Annotated in this window: 17 protein-coding genes; all 17 read left to right on the top strand. The window is 41.9% G+C overall.

The genetic code is table 11. From position 1 onward, the window contains the following. Nucleotides 1–8 precede the first annotated feature (8 nt). The 17 genes from fliM to LOZ80_RS13380 are packed head-to-tail and all read left to right on the top strand — an operon-like array spanning nt 9 to nt 15,885. Complete coding sequence (gene fliM / locus LOZ80_RS13460; RefSeq protein ID WP_238171900.1) at nt 9–1,007, top strand: flagellar motor switch protein FliM; 999 nt, start codon at nt 9–11, stop codon at nt 1,005–1,007. After that, complete coding sequence (gene fliY, locus LOZ80_RS13455) at nt 997–2,259, top strand: flagellar motor switch phosphatase FliY (RefSeq protein ID WP_238171899.1); 1,263 nt, start codon at nt 997–999, stop codon at nt 2,257–2,259. Before fliM ends, fliY begins: the two co-directional genes overlap by 11 nt. A 24-nt stretch (nt 2,260–2,283) precedes the next feature. Next, the gene (locus tag LOZ80_RS13450; RefSeq protein ID WP_028558282.1) at nt 2,284–2,646 is read left to right on the top strand and encodes a response regulator; all 363 of its coding nucleotides are present in this window, start codon (nt 2,284–2,286) and stop codon (nt 2,644–2,646) included. A gap of 47 nt (nt 2,647–2,693) precedes the next feature. Continuing rightward, a complete protein-coding gene (locus LOZ80_RS13445; protein ID WP_238171898.1) occupies nt 2,694–3,323 on the top strand; it encodes a flagellar biosynthetic protein FliO in 630 nt (209 codons plus the stop codon). Beyond that, nucleotides 3,320–4,093 carry a flagellar type III secretion system pore protein FliP gene (gene fliP, locus LOZ80_RS13440; RefSeq protein WP_189012910.1) on the top strand — a complete coding sequence of 258 codons (774 nt, stop codon included), beginning with the start codon at nt 3,320–3,322 and terminating at the stop codon, nt 4,091–4,093. The genes LOZ80_RS13445 and fliP overlap by 4 nt, the downstream gene beginning before the upstream one ends. Nucleotides 4,094–4,119: 26 nt before the next feature. After that, the gene (gene fliQ / locus LOZ80_RS13435) at nt 4,120–4,389 is read left to right on the top strand and encodes a flagellar biosynthesis protein FliQ (RefSeq protein ID WP_029195371.1); all 270 of its coding nucleotides are present in this window, start codon (nt 4,120–4,122) and stop codon (nt 4,387–4,389) included. Between the two features lie 12 nt (nt 4,390–4,401). Further along, nucleotides 4,402–5,202 (top strand): flagellar biosynthetic protein FliR, encoded by an 801-nt coding sequence (gene fliR / locus LOZ80_RS13430; RefSeq protein ID WP_238171897.1) that lies wholly within the window; start codon nt 4,402–4,404, stop codon nt 5,200–5,202. Nucleotides 5,203–5,215: 13 nt separating this feature from the next. Further along, nucleotides 5,216–6,310 carry a flagellar biosynthesis protein FlhB gene (flhB, locus tag LOZ80_RS13425; RefSeq protein ID WP_238171896.1) on the top strand — a complete coding sequence of 365 codons (1,095 nt, stop codon included), beginning with the start codon at nt 5,216–5,218 and terminating at the stop codon, nt 6,308–6,310. Between the two features lie 21 nt (nt 6,311–6,331). Then, nucleotides 6,332–8,365: a flagellar biosynthesis protein FlhA gene (gene flhA / locus LOZ80_RS13420; RefSeq protein WP_238171895.1), complete on the top strand. Its 2,034-nt coding sequence runs from the start codon at nt 6,332–6,334 to the stop codon at nt 8,363–8,365. Next, a complete protein-coding gene (gene flhF / locus LOZ80_RS13415; RefSeq protein ID WP_238171894.1) occupies nt 8,362–9,681 on the top strand; it encodes a flagellar biosynthesis GTPase FlhF in 1,320 nt (439 codons plus the stop codon). The genes flhA and flhF overlap by 4 nt, the downstream gene beginning before the upstream one ends. Further along, on the top strand, nt 9,678–10,547 hold the full coding sequence (locus tag LOZ80_RS13410; protein ID WP_238171893.1) for a MinD/ParA family protein: 870 nt from the start codon (nt 9,678–9,680) through the stop codon (nt 10,545–10,547). Before flhF ends, LOZ80_RS13410 begins: the two co-directional genes overlap by 4 nt. 48 nt (nt 10,548–10,595) lie before the next feature. After that, nucleotides 10,596–11,720: a protein-glutamate methylesterase/protein-glutamine glutaminase gene (locus LOZ80_RS13405; protein WP_238171892.1), complete on the top strand. Its 1,125-nt coding sequence runs from the start codon at nt 10,596–10,598 to the stop codon at nt 11,718–11,720. Nucleotides 11,721–11,771: 51 nt separating this feature from the next. Further along, nucleotides 11,772–13,853 (top strand): chemotaxis protein CheA, encoded by a 2,082-nt coding sequence (locus LOZ80_RS13400; protein ID WP_238171891.1) that lies wholly within the window; start codon nt 11,772–11,774, stop codon nt 13,851–13,853. Between the two features lie 27 nt (nt 13,854–13,880). Beyond that, on the top strand, nt 13,881–14,342 hold the full coding sequence (locus tag LOZ80_RS13395; protein WP_189012924.1) for a chemotaxis protein CheW: 462 nt from the start codon (nt 13,881–13,883) through the stop codon (nt 14,340–14,342). 36 nt (nt 14,343–14,378) lie between these two features. Next, nucleotides 14,379–14,966: a chemotaxis protein CheC gene (locus LOZ80_RS13390; RefSeq protein ID WP_373291261.1), complete on the top strand. Its 588-nt coding sequence runs from the start codon at nt 14,379–14,381 to the stop codon at nt 14,964–14,966. Then, complete coding sequence (locus tag LOZ80_RS13385; RefSeq protein ID WP_189012926.1) at nt 14,963–15,457, top strand: chemotaxis protein CheD; 495 nt, start codon at nt 14,963–14,965, stop codon at nt 15,455–15,457. The genes LOZ80_RS13390 and LOZ80_RS13385 overlap by 4 nt, the downstream gene beginning before the upstream one ends. Beyond that, nucleotides 15,457–15,885: a hypothetical protein gene (locus tag LOZ80_RS13380; protein WP_238171890.1), complete on the top strand. Its 429-nt coding sequence runs from the start codon at nt 15,457–15,459 to the stop codon at nt 15,883–15,885. The genes LOZ80_RS13385 and LOZ80_RS13380 overlap by 1 nt, the downstream gene beginning before the upstream one ends. The last annotated feature ends 4 nt before the right edge of the window (nt 15,886–15,889 follow it).

Here is a 15,889-nt window from a genome sequence, read left to right as displayed (position 1 = left end):
TGACTCGAATGGTTGATGTTCTATCGCAAAATGAGATCGATGCTTTGCTAGCTGCTTTGTCCTCTGGCGAAATGGATGCGGATGAACTTAAAAAAGAGGATACGCAGAAGAAGGTAAGGGCGTATGACTTTAAGAGAGCCGTGCGCTTCTCCAAGGATCATATTCGAAGCTTAACTCGGATTCACGAAAATTTTGCGCGATTCTTAACTACGTATTTTTCAGCACAACTTCGTACGTTTGTACAAATTAGTGTTGTCCAAGTGGAGCAGCTGCCCTACGACGAATTTATTCGTTCGATCCCGAAAATGACCATTTTGAACATCTTTGAAGCGGAGCCTTTAGAGGGTCGAATGGTACTTGAGGTTCATCCCAATGTTGCGTTCGCTATGTTGGATCGATTATTGGGTGGAGCAGGCACGACCCCTACGAAAATTAATGCCTTAACTGAAATTGAAACGATTGTGATGGAACGTATTTTTAGTAGAGCCTTCGATAGTTTGCAAGAAGCTTGGAAGACCGTTATCGACATTCAGCCAAGATTAGAGGCACTTGAAACGAATCCGCAATTTATGCAAATTGTTTCTCCGAATGAAACGATTGCACTGATCTCGCTTAGTACCAAAATCGGTGATACCACGGGGATGATCAATCTTTGTATTCCTCATGTGGTTATTGAGCCGATCATGCCTCGTCTATCCGTGCATCATTGGTTTGTTTCCCAGAAAAAGACGAGAGCTCCTGAAGAAGTGGAAGCACTTCAATCGCGCTTGGAAAAAACCAAGTTGCCACTCATTGCAGAACTGGGTTCGTCTGAAATTAACATACGTGACTTCCTTGGTTTAACAATTGGCGATGTTATCCCACTGCATAAATCCGTCGAAGATTCGCTTCAAGTCAAAGTGGGCGAGAAGCTGAAATATCTCGGAAGCCCTGGTACCTTAAAAGGGAAGATGGCTGTACAAATTACAGAAATCGTAAACGAAGGAGAAGAAGATTATGACGAATAACAGAGATTATCTGTCCCAAGAAGAGATCGACGCTTTGTTGAGACAGTCCTCGGACGATAGTCCAGCCTCTTCTTATCAAGGGCCTCCTAAAGTTGAAGACTATTTATCTTCGTTAGAGCAGGATGCACTCGGTGAAATTGGTAATATTACATTTGGCAGTGCAGCCACAGCTCTTTCGACATTGCTGGGTAAGAAAGTCGATATTACAACACCTCGTGTGTCAATAATCGGCAAAGAGGAATTGGAACAAGAGTTTCCTAAACCACATGTAGCGGTTCATGTTAATTATGTCGATGGTTTTGATGGTATTAATTTACTTGTCATCAAAACAAGTGACGCGCAAGTGATCGCTGATCTTATGATGGGTGGAGACGGTACTGGTGGAGATGAAAATCTCAGTGAAATTCACATCAGCGCTGTTCAAGAAGCAATGAATCAGATGATGGGTTCATCCGCAACTTCGATGTCTACCATCTTTAATCGATTTGTCAATATCTCACCGCCTGGAATCGACATATTAAATTTGTCGAAAGGAGAAGGAAAATTACCTGACGAGGACGTATTTATTAAGATATCGTTCCGACTCATCATTGGCGATCTTATTGATTCCAACATCATGCAGTTACTTCCTGTTCCTTTCGCCAAAGAAATGGTATCGATCCTAATGGGTGGTGGTTCAGAGTCTGAGATGGAAGCTGCCCCGGCTGCACAAGCACCTGCTCCTTCCGCACCTAAGCAAGAAGTTCATACACCTCCTCCTGCAGCAGCTCAGCCTGTTTATGAGCAGCCTATGTACCAGCAGCAGCAGCAGCCTATGTATGAGCAACCGATGTATCAACAACCACCGATGGGACAACCCATGTATCCACCTCAACAGCCTATGTATCAGCAGCCACCTGCAGCCGCATATGGTGGGATGCCGAATCGCAATGTAAATGTGCAACCCGTTCAGTTTGGTAATTTACAAAATGGTTCGTACTCTCATGCGGAAGATACAAATCTTGATCTGCTTTTGGATATTCCTCTGAAAGTAACGGTAGAGTTAGGCAGAACCCACAAGGTGATCAAAGATATTTTGGAATTGTCACAAGGATCTATTATTGAATTGGATAAATTAGCAGGTGAGCCTGTGGACATCTTAGTTAATAATAAGTTAATCGCCAAAGGCGAAGTCGTGGTTATCGATGAAAACTTTGGGGTTCGTGTTACGGACATTGTTAATCAATGGGAACGAATTCAAAAGCTACAATAATTTAATTCTAGGGGGACTTTATTCATGGCTAACCGTATTCTTATTGTTGATGATGCTGCTTTTATGAGAATGATGATTCGTGATATTCTATCTAAAAATGGGTATGAGGTTTGTGGCGAAGCGAATGATGGCGCACAAGCTATTGAGAAATACAAAGAATTGAAACCAGATCTGATTACAATGGATATCACAATGCCTGAGATGGATGGGATTCAAGCTTTGAAAGAAATCAAGAAGATTGAGCCAAATGCGAAAGTTATCATGTGTTCCGCGATGGGGCAACAAGCGATGGTTATCGACGCGATTCAAGCTGGTGCTAAAGACTTTATCGTTAAGCCGTTCCAGGCAGACCGTGTTATCGAAGCAATTAAAAAGACTCTAGGGTAAGCCCCTTAATTCGGTTGAGTCTTACATAAACCAAGAGGGATGCGACTATGAGAAGACTCCAATCGAAGCGACTATTAACTACGTTACTTAGTGTAGCCGCGATGTTGTACACGACGTCAATAAGCTTTGCCGAAACAGAGCCAGGACAAGGTCTGCCAACATCTGATTTTCCGACTACAGACTCCTTTGATTCGTTTGGTATGGTTGTCAAGGTCATTTTCTTTCTCGTTTTAATCATTCTGTTGTTCTTTGTACTCATCAAGTATATAGCTAAGAGAAATAAAGGCACCATGTTTGGGAACTCGATTCGATCTTTAGGTGGAGTTCCCCTTGGGCAAAATAAGTCAATCCAGATTGTAGAAATTGGTCATTCGCTCTTCGTGGTTGGCGTCGGTGAGAATATTCAGTTATTGGATAAGATTAATGACGCCGATGAAGTAGCATATATTACTGATTTACTGACTTCCTCTCAGGATGACAGAGTCGGTTTTGGGGCATTGACGAAGTGGATTGGCAAGCTGCCGCTTAAAAAGAAAGATATTGAAGAGGAAGTTGAAATCACTTCTTCCTTTCAACAAGTATTTCATGACAAACTTCAACGAGTTTCAAATCGGAATAAAAATGTGGAAGATTGGCTTTCAGATCAAAAACCAACAGATCGGTTGAATGATGAATGAAGAGAAATAAACGAATTCTTGCCCTATTAATCGTGTTCATTTCCGTCTTTCTAATCTCTCTGACAGCTTCAGCTGCCGAGACAGATCCGAACAATCCGATTCCTGGATTAAATGTAAATATTGGTACCGGAGGCGCTGCCGCTGGTTCCTCTAATACGGTAACCTTATTGCTATTGTTAACTGTTTTGAGCCTTGCTCCATCATTTCTAATTTTGATGACCAGCTTTACGCGTATCGTCATTGTACTAGGTTTCGTAAGAACGTCACTGGGAACACAGCAGATGCCACCCAATCAGGTTTTAATCGGACTCGCTCTGTTTTTAACCTTTTTTATTATGTCTCCAACTTTGGGGGAAGTTAATCAGACGGCACTTCAACCCTACTTGAAGGGGGAAATTAATCAAACCCAGGCTTTTGAGAAAGCTTCACTGCCGATGAAGAAGTTTATGTTCAAACATACCAGGCAGAAGGATTTAAAGCTATTTCTAGATTACACCAAAGCTAAAGCGCCTACTGGTGTTGAAGATATTCCTATTACTTCTTTAGTACCGGCTTATGCGATTAGTGAACTGAAATCAGCCTTCCAGATGGGATTTATGATATTTATTCCGTTTCTGGTCATCGATATGGTTGTTTCTAGTACCTTAATGGCGATGGGGATGATGATGTTGCCGCCTGTTATGATTTCATTGCCTTTCAAGATCCTGCTGTTTATTTTAGTAGATGGTTGGTACCTTGTTGTGAGATCATTACTCCTTAGCTATGGTTGAGGATCAAAATATCGGAGGATTACTAAATGGGTTCGGAATTTGTCATTCGTATTGCCGGTGAAGCTGTTTATACCGTACTGAAAGCCAGTGCCCCCATGTTGATTATTGGGCTTGTTGTTGGCTTGATCATCAGTATTTTCCAAGCAACTACGCAGATTCAAGAGCAGACGTTAGCTTTTGTTCCCAAAATTGTTGCAGTACTGCTTTCTATTTTAATTTTTGGGCCATGGATTATGAATACATTGGTAGACTTTACGTTTAATTTACTCAACAACCTTTACAAATTCGTTGGTTAGGTTGTGAGCGATATGACAAACATATTTTTTCAGGCAATCCCTATTTTTTTGCTTATCTTTTGTCGAATTACATCATTCTTTGTCGTGGTTCCGGTGCTTTCCTCGCGAAATGTGCCGATGATGTTCAAAATCGGTCTTTCTGTATTCATCTCTTTCCTTATTTTTGCAAGTATGGGTCTTGACAAGCCTATACCATTGGATGGTGAATACATCCTCTTGATCATTCGTGAAATGCTGATTGGCATTTTACTTGGTTTCCTGGCCTATATTTTCTTTACAGTTGTGCAAACAGCCGGTTCATTTATGGATATGCAAATCGGTTATAGTATGGCTAGTGTCATTGATCCTTTAACAGGGGTATCATCCCCGATGTTAGGTAATCTCAAGTATATGGTCGCCATCTTGCTTTTTTTAACTTTTGATGGACATCACTTTTTGATTAGAGCGATTATTGATAGTTATAAATGGGTTCCATTGGATAATCAATTGTTCGCCCATATTTACAATGGTGAGATATCGGATTTTCTTGTTAAATCATTGTCGAAAATGTTTTATCTTTCGTTCCAACTTGCTGCTCCTATTATTGCAGCCCTTTTTTTAACAGATTTAGGATTAGGGCTGTTGACAAGGGTAGCTCCGCAATTCAATATTTTTGTCATCGGCGCACCATTGAAAATGATTCTGGGCCTTTTCTTGCTAGTTGTGCTTTTCCCAGAATTGATTTCACAATTTCAAAATTTATTTGCAACGATATTTGATTACATGGAGAAGTTGCTTCAACTAGTTAGTGGTACACAGCAACCCTCTCCCTGAGTAGGAGGAAACCGTGTCCCAGCCATATCGCTTGCAGCTTGATTTACAATGGTTTGCAGGAGAAAAGACGGAACCTGCGACAGCGAAGAAGAGGCAGGATGCCCGTAAAAAGGGGCAGGTTGCCAAGAGCATGGACTTGCCAGCAGCGCTAATCCTCCTCTTTTCATTCTTGTCGTTCCTCTTGTTTGGAAGCTACATGAAAGTAAGAATCATCAGTATGTTCAAAAACGTATACAATAATCAACTCAATATGGATATTACGATGGGGAATGTTCAAGTCTTATTCACAAATTTGGTAACACAAGGCTTAATCATTCTGGCACCCATCTTCATTCTTGTTGTCTTGATCGCTTTCATTGGGAATTACGCGCAGATTGGCTTTATGTTTATCGGCGATCCCTTGATGATGAAATTCAGTAAAATTAATCCGCTTGAAGGGTTCAAAAAAATCTTCTCCTTGCGCACGGTGATGGATTTTTTGAAATCCACCATGAAGATGCTGATTATCGGTTACGTTGTGTACACCACTTTAATGGGGGAGAAGGCTAAGTTATTAGGGTTAGGCCATTCGCCACTAGAAAGCACCTTTTCATTTATTGCTTCACTTACTTTAAAACTTGGCATTAAAATTGGTGCTATTCTTATTGTGCTTGCGGTATTTGACTATATCTATCAGAAGTACGAGTATGAGAAGAGTCTCAAAATGTCCAAGCAGGATATCAAAGATGAGTATAAGAAAAGTGAAGGAGATCCGCTGATTAAAGGAAAGATTCGTGCGAAGCAGCGTCAAATGGCTATGCAGCGGATGATGCAAGAAGTTCCCAAAGCGGATGTTATTATCACGAACCCGACTCACTTTGCTGTTGCTTTGAAATATGATTCCTCTAACATGCAGGCGCCTACGGTTATTGCCAAGGGTGCTGACTATGTAGCTCTCAAAATTAAAGAAGTGGCCAAGAAGAATGGTGTTGTGACGATGGAAAACAAGCCATTAGCACGTGCTATATTTGCCCAAGTGGAAATCGGTGAAGCCATTCCAGCTGATTTATTCCAAGCAGTCGCTGAAGTGTTAGCTTACGTCTATAAAATTAAGGGCAAAACGAATTAACGAAGAGGGAGGTACAATCTGTTGAAAATCAAAGATTTAGTGGTTCTGGTAGGCATTATTTGTATTGTCTTAATGATGATTGTACCGGTACCAATCCCTTTACTGGATTTTCTGCTGATTATCAATATATCAGTTGCTTTAATGATTATCTTAGTAGCTATGAATACACAAGAAGCCCTGCAGTTCTCCATCTTTCCTTCCTTACTTTTGATTACGACCTTGTTCCGGTTGGCGCTTAACGTATCAACGACCCGGAACATTTTGTCGCATGCAGAAGCAGGCGACGTGGTCAGAACTTTTGGTTCTTTCGTGGCACAAGGCAATATCGTCGTGGGATTCGTCGTGTTTCTCATTCTGGTCTTGGTACAGTTCATCGTAATTACCAAAGGTTCTGAGCGCGTTGCCGAGGTTGCAGCGAGATTTACGCTCGATGCGATGCCGGGCAAACAGATGAGTATTGATGCTGATTTAAACGCTGGTTTAATTAATGAAGTTCAAGCTCGTGAACGAAGAAAGAAAATTGAAAGTGAAGCAGATTTCTATGGAGCAATGGATGGTGCCAGCAAATTCGTTAAAGGGGACGCCATTGCGGGTATTATCATTCTTGTTATCAATTTAATCGGTGGTTTCATCATTGGAATGACGATGAAAGGGATGTCTTTCAGTAAAGCTCTTGAAACCTTTTCTATTCTCACAATTGGTGATGGCCTCGTTAGTCAGATTCCTGCATTATTGATTTCTACTGCTGCTGGTATTATCGTAACCCGCGCTTCCTCAGAAGGGAACCTCGGACAGGATATTACTAAGCAGCTTACCGCGCAGCCGAAACTTTTGTACATTGTTGCTGCTACGTTAGTTGTTCTTGGATTATTCACGCCAATTCATTGGTTTACTACATTCCCGATTGCAGGATTGCTAGTTTATGCTGCTTTCAAGATGCAGAAGAATTTGGAACGGGAAGCGATCAAGGAAGAGCAGTTGGTTGAAGAGCAGCAAATTGAGGAAGTTCGCAGTCCAGAAAGTGTCATCTCCTTGCTTCAAGTGGATCCGATTGAATTTGAATTTGGCTACGGCTTAATACCTCTGGCGGATACACAGCAGGGGGGGGATTTATTGGATCGAATTATCTTGATTCGTAGACAATGTGCGCTTGAACTCGGAGTTGTCGTGCCTGTAATTCGTATTCGTGATAACATCCAATTACGACCTAATGAGTATATCATCAAAATTAAAGGCAATACCGTAGCACGCGGCGAACTACTTCTTAATCACTACTTAGCGATGAGTCCTGGAATTGAAGATGATTCAATTTCTGGTATTGAAACAACTGAACCTGCTTTCGGTTTGCCTGCGATTTGGATTGATGAGGTGACCAAAGAAAGAGCGGAATTATCAGGCTATACGGTAGTAGATCCGCCTTCTGTCGTTGCCACACATCTTACAGAAATTATCAAGAAACATACGCATGAACTTCTGGGTCGTCAGGAAACGAAAGCTCTTATCGATAATGTTCGTGAAGCGTACCCAGCACTTGTTGACGATCTTATACCTTCCGTTTTGTCGATTGGTGATGTGCAAAAGGTATTAGCTAAGTTATTGCGTGAGAAAATATCGGTACGTGATTTGGTTACAATTCTGGAGACTTTAGCGGATTACGGGACGTACACCAAAGATCCTGAGATTTTAACTGAATATGTTAGACAGTCCTTGTCCAGACAAATTACACAACAGTTCACCTCTTTGGGCGATTCGCTTAAAGTCATTACGGTAGGCCCTTCAGTCGAGAAGAAAATAGCCGAATCTGTTCAACAGTCAGATCAAGGCAGCTACTTAGCTTTGGATCCTTCTTCCTCACAAATTATTTATCATCGTGTCAGCGAACAGGTTTCCAAATTGATTCAATCTGGTCAACAGCCCGTTATTCTAACTTCTCCGACGATTCGGATGTATTTAAGACAACTACTAGAAAGAACTCTGCAAGACATTCCTGTCTTGTCCTACAGCGAATTAGAGCCAAGCGTTGAAATCCAGAGCATGGGGGTAGTCAATTTATGAGAGTAAAAAGATATGTTGTCGATTCCATGCCGGATGCTTTGCAGAAAATTCGCACTGATCTGGGCAAGGATGCTGTTATTTTGAATACCAAAGAAATTCGTACTGGTGGCTTTCTCGGTTTATTTGGCAAAAAAAAGATTGAAGTTATTGCAGCAATCGATGCTTCGAACGCTGCTGCCAATGCGGCTAGCCAACAGCGTGTAGCAGCACCTCAAATGCAGCAGCCGCGGGTGCAGGCATCGGCAAACAATCTTCAAGCTGTTAAGCAGCAAACACATATGTCTGATTTTCCTGATGTGCCTGATGTTTTCGCTCCCGTGAGCGCAGCCAGAGAACCCGTAGCTGTCAAAACTGCTCACGAGGCGCCTGCAGCTCCGCTCTACGCTGCGCAACAATCGTACTCGCCTGTTTCTGTGAATGCACCTAACAGGCCAAATGCTAAGGATGAGCACTTGCTTGAGGAACTCAAGCAAATGAAGGAAATGATGCACAAGCTGACGAAAGCAGCTGACGTTTCCAATCTTCCGGAACCATTGCAAGTGATTGAACAACGACTTTACGATCAAGAAGTAGATGCTTTACTTGTTCGCCAAATCATTGACGAGACCTTAGCTGATTTCGAATTGGCTGATGAACCCGTGACGGAAGAAGCCGCCAAACAAATTGTTAAGTCCAAACTTGGCCAAGTTTTTCAATCAGATAAGAGCAAACAAATCTCACTGAATACTCGCGTTGTTCATTTCGTGGGGCCAACCGGGGTTGGCAAAACAACGACAATTGCCAAGTTGGCTGCTGAACAAGTCCTAAAGTATCAACGAAAAGTTGGATTCATCACTTCGGATACGTACCGTATTGCAGCAATTGAGCAGTTGAAAACGTACGCTACAATTTTGAATGTGCCGCTGGAAGTAGTCTTCTCGCCGCAAGATCTGTCGAAAGCTTTTCATAATCTAGCGGATTGCGATATTATTTTCATGGATACGGCCGGCCGGAATTTTAGGAATGAAATGTATGTTTCTGAACTGAACTCACTTCTCAAGACACAGGGGAATAGTGAAACCATTCTCGTCTTGAGTTTAACAACCAAATATCGCGATATGAGAGCTATTACCAATAATTTCAATAAGTTTAAATTGGACAAAGTGATTTTTACGAAAATGGACGAAACGGATTCTTATGGAGCAATTGTGAATATTGTTCATGAATTTACTCTTCAAATTTCCTATGTCGCGAATGGACAAAATGTCCCTGATGATATTACGGAGATGAATGAGTGGCAAATCATTGATTTGTTGTTGGAGGAGCCTAAAGCATGAAGGATCAAGCAGAAGCGTTGCGGAACCTGGTACAGATTCAGAATGATAAAGGCACAAGAGCAACCAGGATTATTACCGTGACTAGCGGAAAGGGCGGCGTTGGAAAGTCAAATTTCACGCTGAACTTTGCATTGACGCTTCAGTCTCAAGGTTATAAAGTGCTTGTTTTTGATGCTGATATCGGGCTAGCGAATATTGATGTGCTTATGGGTGTGTCCTCTAAATACAATTTGTATCATCTTTTGAAAAAAGAAAAAACAATTTGGGAAATTATCCAAAAAGGCTATAACAATCTAGATTTTATTGCAGGTGGTTCAGGATTCAATGATCTGCTCCGCTTAACAGAGGAAGAATTGGATTACTTTGCAGAACAAGTTACGCAGCTCAATGGATATGTGGATTTTATCATATTTGACACCGGTGCTGGTTTATCCAAAGAAACACTTAAATTTATTTTAGCTGCCGAAGAAACGTTTGTTGTCACAACACCAGAACCAACATCCATCACTGACGCTTATGCAATAATTAAAATGGTGAATTCCATGGGACATGACGTCTCATTTAAATTAGTCATTAACCGCGTTACAGATTTGAAAGAAGGAAAGCAAACAGCGGATAAAATCGCATTGGTTGCTAAGCAATTTCTAGATATCCATATTCCAACACTTGGTTTTGTAGACGATGATGCAACAGTTTCAAAAGCAGTAAAAAAACAAATACCGTTTACAGTCGCTTTCCCACATTCAGCAGCATCAAGAAGCTTAAACACATTAACCGAAAATTATATCAAAGGTTATCGAGTCATAGATACGCCATCTTCAGGCGTAAAAGGATTTTTAAATAAAATGATGAAACTTTTGAAATAGGATTTTCGCAAATCATGTCGAATAAGCACATAAAGGGAGGGGAACAGCATGGCACCTTATAACATTCTAGTCGTAGACGACTCTGTCTTTATGCGAAAAATTATTAGCGATTTGATTTCTGAAAATCCCCAGTATCAAATCATTGGTACGGCTAAAAATGGTCAAGAAGCCATCGAACAAGTTAAACTTCTTCGTCCTGATGCCGTCACGATGGATATCGAAATGCCCGTCATGAACGGGCTGGATGCTCTTCAACGGATAATGGCTGAACACCCTACTCCGATTATCATGTTAAGTTCTTTAACCGAAGAAGGGGCATCTGAAACGATTAAAGCGCTTGAATGGGGAGCTGTCGACTTTATTCGAAAGCCTTCTGGCTCGATTTCCCTTGACTTATACAAAGTAAAACAACTACTTCATGAAAAACTTCATATGGCAGTAAGAACCAAAATGAGAAGCTTCCAGCCTGTTCAGCAGAAACCATTGTTATCTCGTTTGAATACAACACCGACTCCACCGATAATTGAGAAAAGCAAAGCATCTGTTTTGAAACCTCCTGATGTGAAAGCGGGAGCGGCTGAGGGTTCGACGCACTTCAATCATCTTGTTGCGATAGGTACTTCAACAGGGGGGCCTAGAGCTTTACATCAAGTCATCTCGAATATCCCTGCTGGTTTTCCAGCTCCGATTCTTATTGTTCAACATATGCCGCCTAACTTTACCAAGTCATTAGCACAACGTTTGAATGACATTTCGCAAATTAAAGTTGTTGAGGCAGCGGAGGGGGATGTTCTCCAAACCGCAACAGCTTACGTGGCTCCTGGCGGCTGGCATATGATCGCATATAAAGATTCGAACAAAACGTACAAAATCCGATTAACCAAAGAAGATCCTCGTTCTGGCCACCGCCCCTCGGTGGATGTCATGTTTGAGTCCTTGCTTGGTATGAGTGAGTTGAAACGGCACATCGTACTGATGACAGGGATGGGAAGCGATGGCGCCAAAGGGATGCTGTCACTGAAGCAATCCGGTGTAGCGACAACCATTGCTGAGTCTGAAGAAACATGCGTCGTATATGGCATGCCTCGGGCTGCTGTAGAGATGCAAGCTGCGATGCACGTGCTGCCACAGCAAGATATTGCCGTTAGACTAGCTCAATGCGTACTTAATTAGTTGAACGTTAGCAAGCAAATTGAATAATGATTCTATTGGAGGTGTGTGGTTTTGGAACTTAGTCAATATTTATCCATGTTTATCGATGAATCGAAAGAGCATTTGCAATCTTTGAATGAGAACTTACTAAGTTTAGAAAGCAGCCCTCAGGATATTAGTATTGTACATAATATTTTCCGCTCTGCTCACACGTTGAAAGGCATGTCCGCAACGATGGGCTTCGAGGACATAGCAGCCCTTACGCATGAGATGGAAAACGTCTTAGATCTAGTTCGCAATAGTAAAATTGAAATGAATCCTTTCATTTTTGATTGTATTTTCAAAAGTTTGGATTCTTTGGAATCCATGGTGGAAGACATTATTCAAGGCGGTACTGGTAAAGCAGATGTATCCCCGATTGTTGTTTCACTTCGCTCTATTGTGACGGGTGAGTACAAGACAGCAGTAGTCCCGGCAGCTGTTACTGCCGTGAAAGAGCCAACAAAAGGAATTGAAGTTGATGAGTTCCAATTTTCCATTTTGCAACAGTCCATCGATTCAGGTTTCCTAGTTTTTTATGTCGAAGTGACAGTGAACGAGAACTGCGTTCTAAAAGCGGCGCGTGCTTATATGGTCTTTGATGCTTTAGAAAGAATGGGAGAGATCGTGAAAGCGACGCCTTCTGTTCAAGAAATTGAACAAGAGAAATTCGATCGCTCTTTCTCCTTATACTTTATTTCGAAAGTGGATCAAGGAACGCTTGAAAAAGAGATTTTGAATGTTTCAGAGATTCAATCTGCGATTATCATTACAGTCGATACAGAATCCTTGGATGAGCTTTCTCGTCCGCGAACTGAAGTTGAGGCAGCAAGACAAGAAATCGCCGCTGCAGTGGCTGCGGCTGTTGTGCCTGTGCAGACTCCAACGATTGAAGTAGCAGCACCAAAAGTAGAAGCAGCTGCGGCTGTTGTCGCTAAACCTGCTGCTGGCGGAGCTCCCGTAGCGAGCCGTACGATTCGTGTAGATATTGAACGACTAGATGCACTTATGAATTTATTTAGTGAATTGTTAATCGATCGCGTGCGACTGGAACAACTCGCTACGGAAGTTAAACGGAATGATTTGACTGAAACCGTTGAACATATGTCCAGAGTCAGCAGTGATTTGCAGAATATCGTCTTGAAGCTCCGCATGGTGCCTGTAGATTCTGTTTTCAATAGATTTCCTCGTATGATCAGAGACTTAGCTAAATCATTGGATAAGAAAGTAGATCTTGTGATTACTGGCGCTGAAACGGAATTAGATCGTACCGTTATTGATGAAATTGGTGATCCGCTCGTTCATTTGCTTCGCAACGCGGTGGATCACGGGATTGAATCTATTAGCGACAGACTTGCAGCAGGCAAGAGTGAGCAGGGTACCATTCAGCTTCGCGCATTTCATAGCGGTAATCATGTCTTTATTGAAATCGAAGAAGACGGCAAAGGAATTTATCGCGATAAAGTGTTGAAAACCGCACTCAAGAATGGTCTCGTAACGGCTGAACAAGCTGCGAAATTGTCAGATATCGAAGTCTATAATTTGCTATTCGCATCTGGGTTCAGTACAGCTGAGAAAATTTCTGACATTTCAGGTCGTGGGGTTGGTCTTGATGTCGTTAAGACGAAGATCCAAATGCTAGGCGGACACGTGCAAGTTGATTCCAGACCAGGTTTGGGCAGTAAATTTTCCGTGCAACTTCCATTGACGTTGTCCATCATCTCAGCGATGCTTGTTCGTTTGGGCAGTGAGAAATACGCCATTCCATTGTCTTCCATCGTTGAAACTTCTGCTATTCAAAAGAAACAAATTCGCAACATCCATGGCAACAAAATGGTGGATTACCGCAATTCGGTTATTCCGTTGGTATCACTCAGTACGTTGTTCAGTGTTCCAGATTTCAATGAGGATCTGGAAGATGAAACCGAAATTGTCGTTGTTCGCAAAGGGGACAAGCAAGTTGCTTTAATGGTGGATGAATTTATTGGCCAGCAAGAAATTGTCCTCAAAACATTGGGCAAATACTTATCTGGATTGTTTGCTATTTCAGGCGCAACGATTCTCGGGGATGGACAAGTAGCTTTGATTATTGACCCTAATGCATTGATTAAATAATTATTTAAATCTAAGGAGGCGTTCACAATGGGAGAAGAAAAAAAGGTTATCGTCTTTGCACTTGGAACTGAAGAATATGGTGTGGAAGTTGAGAAAGTCAGAACAATTGAAAGAATGCAACCGATGACCCGTGTTCCGAAAGCGCCGGAATTTATCAAAGGTGTGATTAATCTTCGGGGTGTCGTGATTCCGATTATTGATCTTCGTTCCCGCTTTGGACTCGATGAACTGCCGACTACGGATGCTACACGCATTATCATTGTCTCTGCAGGGGATTTCGAGGTTGGTTTGATTGTTGATTCGGCTAATGACGTTATAGATCTGGATACAGATAATATAGATAATCCTCCTGAAATTGTTGGCGGGATTAAAGCCAAGTATCTGGATGGCATTGCCCGTGTCGGAGAACAAAGATTATTAGTTTTGCTCAACTTGGAGCAGGTATTGGACCGCAACGAACTCCAACAGTTGGAAAGAGTAGAGGATTAAGTTGTGGATGTGTTTAGTCAGTTAGCAGATTTCCAAATGGATGTTTTGAAAGAAGTAGGGAACATAGGTGCGGGGCACGCAGCGACCGCCCTATCTACTTTATTAGATAAGCCAATTGATATGCTTGTTCCCAAAGTACGCATGCTGCCTTTTGAAGAAATTTGCGAAAGTGTCGGTGGAGCCGAGACTGTAGTTCTAGCTATTTTCTTGCGAGTGGATGGCGATGCTCCTGGTAATATGTTTTTTATTCTCAATTTAGATGCTGCCAAAAATATGTTGAGAGATCTGATTGGGATGAACATACAGGATCAAGAAGAATATTCTGAACTTGAATTGTCGGCGCTGAATGAAATAGGCAATATTCTAGCCGGGTCCTATTTATCCTCACTTGCAGATTTCACGAATTTAAACATGCAACCTACCGTTCCGGCGTTAGCGATTGATATGGCAGGAGCTATCTTAAGTTATGGCTTATTGCAATTTGGTCAAATGGGAGATCAAGCCCTTCTCATTGATACCAAATTTTTGGAAGGGGATAATGAAGTACAAGGACATTTCTTCCTCATTCCTGATCCGGAATCGTTTGGCAAAATATTTTCCGCATTGGGAGTAGAGTCTTCATGATCCAAGACAATTTGATTAAAGTAGGAATGGCTGACCTGAATGTAGCTCACCAAATAGGTGTGCTAAAGACAACAGGGCTGGGTTCGTGTGTAGGTGTCACTTTGTATGATAGCCGCGTTAAAGTGGCCGGTATGGCACATGTTATGCTGCCTTCATCAGAGATTGCACGTGAGGGATCGCTGAACATTGCTAAATACGCGGATACAGCTATTCCTGAGTTAATCTCAAGAATGGAATTGCTTGGCGCAGCTGTGAGCAGATTAGAAGCCAAACTCGCTGGTGGTGCACAGATGTTTGCTTTTGCGGGAAATAATGATACGATGAGAATTGGGCCTAGAAATGTAGAATCTTGTAAAGAAATGTTGATTAAATATCGAATTCCAATTCGCGCTGAGGATACAGGTGCCAACTACGGCCGCACCATTGAATTTAATAGTGAGACAGGCATACTGGTAATTCGAAGTGTCCAATTAGGAGTGAAGGAAATTTAATGATTGGAACAATGCGGATTAATGTTATTGTAGCAGCCATTGCGGGAGTATTTACATTTGCCTTATCGATTGGCAATAATTTATTTCTTTCCACTTGTCTCAAGAGTTTGTATAGCTTTCTTATCTTATTTGTTCTGACATTTGGCTTCAGATGGGTGCTAGGTGTCATGATCGGAGCAGAGCAAGCAGGTGGAACCTTCCCAAGTAATCCAGTAGAGGATTCAGCAGTTGGTCAATCACTCGATATGACGACGCCTGATTTGGATGAAGAAACCCGAGAATTGATGAAAGCTAACCTGAGTGATAACAACTCTTTATCTTCTGCGGATATGCAATTTTCACCACTCAATCCACCTAAGCTAGTCACCAAGAATAATTTGGACCCTGAACAACTGGCGGGTGCCTTAAGGCGAATGTCTGAAGATTAAGGAT

Origin of the sequence: Paenibacillus sp. HWE-109 (genome assembly GCF_022163125.1) — a bacterium.
Classification (GTDB): Bacteria; Bacillota; Bacilli; order Paenibacillales; family NBRC-103111; genus Paenibacillus_E.
Note: the sequence above shows the minus strand (reverse complement) of the source record. Positions and strands in the feature narration are given on the sequence as shown.

Coding starts and splice junctions, on each gene's coding strand:
- LOZ80_RS13395 (WP_189012924.1), top strand. CDS start 13,881: ATGGGAGAAGAAAAAAAGGTTATCGTCTTTGCACTTGGAACTGAAGAA.
- fliR (WP_238171897.1), top strand. CDS start 4,402: ATGACAAACATATTTTTTCAGGCAATCCCTATTTTTTTGCTTATCTTT.
- LOZ80_RS13380 (WP_238171890.1), top strand. CDS start 15,457: ATGATTGGAACAATGCGGATTAATGTTATTGTAGCAGCCATTGCGGGA.
- LOZ80_RS13450 (WP_028558282.1), top strand. CDS start 2,284: ATGGCTAACCGTATTCTTATTGTTGATGATGCTGCTTTTATGAGAATG.
- fliY (WP_238171899.1), top strand. CDS start 997: ATGACGAATAACAGAGATTATCTGTCCCAAGAAGAGATCGACGCTTTG.
- LOZ80_RS13410 (WP_238171893.1), top strand. CDS start 9,678: ATGAAGGATCAAGCAGAAGCGTTGCGGAACCTGGTACAGATTCAGAAT.
- LOZ80_RS13390 (WP_373291261.1), top strand. CDS start 14,379: ATGGATGTTTTGAAAGAAGTAGGGAACATAGGTGCGGGGCACGCAGCG.
- LOZ80_RS13385 (WP_189012926.1), top strand. CDS start 14,963: ATGATCCAAGACAATTTGATTAAAGTAGGAATGGCTGACCTGAATGTA.
- fliP (WP_189012910.1), top strand. CDS start 3,320: ATGAAGAGAAATAAACGAATTCTTGCCCTATTAATCGTGTTCATTTCC.
- LOZ80_RS13405 (WP_238171892.1), top strand. CDS start 10,596: ATGGCACCTTATAACATTCTAGTCGTAGACGACTCTGTCTTTATGCGA.
- flhF (WP_238171894.1), top strand. CDS start 8,362: ATGAGAGTAAAAAGATATGTTGTCGATTCCATGCCGGATGCTTTGCAG.
- fliQ (WP_029195371.1), top strand. CDS start 4,120: ATGGGTTCGGAATTTGTCATTCGTATTGCCGGTGAAGCTGTTTATACC.
- fliM (WP_238171900.1), top strand. CDS start 9: ATGGTTGATGTTCTATCGCAAAATGAGATCGATGCTTTGCTAGCTGCT.
- LOZ80_RS13445 (WP_238171898.1), top strand. CDS start 2,694: ATGAGAAGACTCCAATCGAAGCGACTATTAACTACGTTACTTAGTGTA.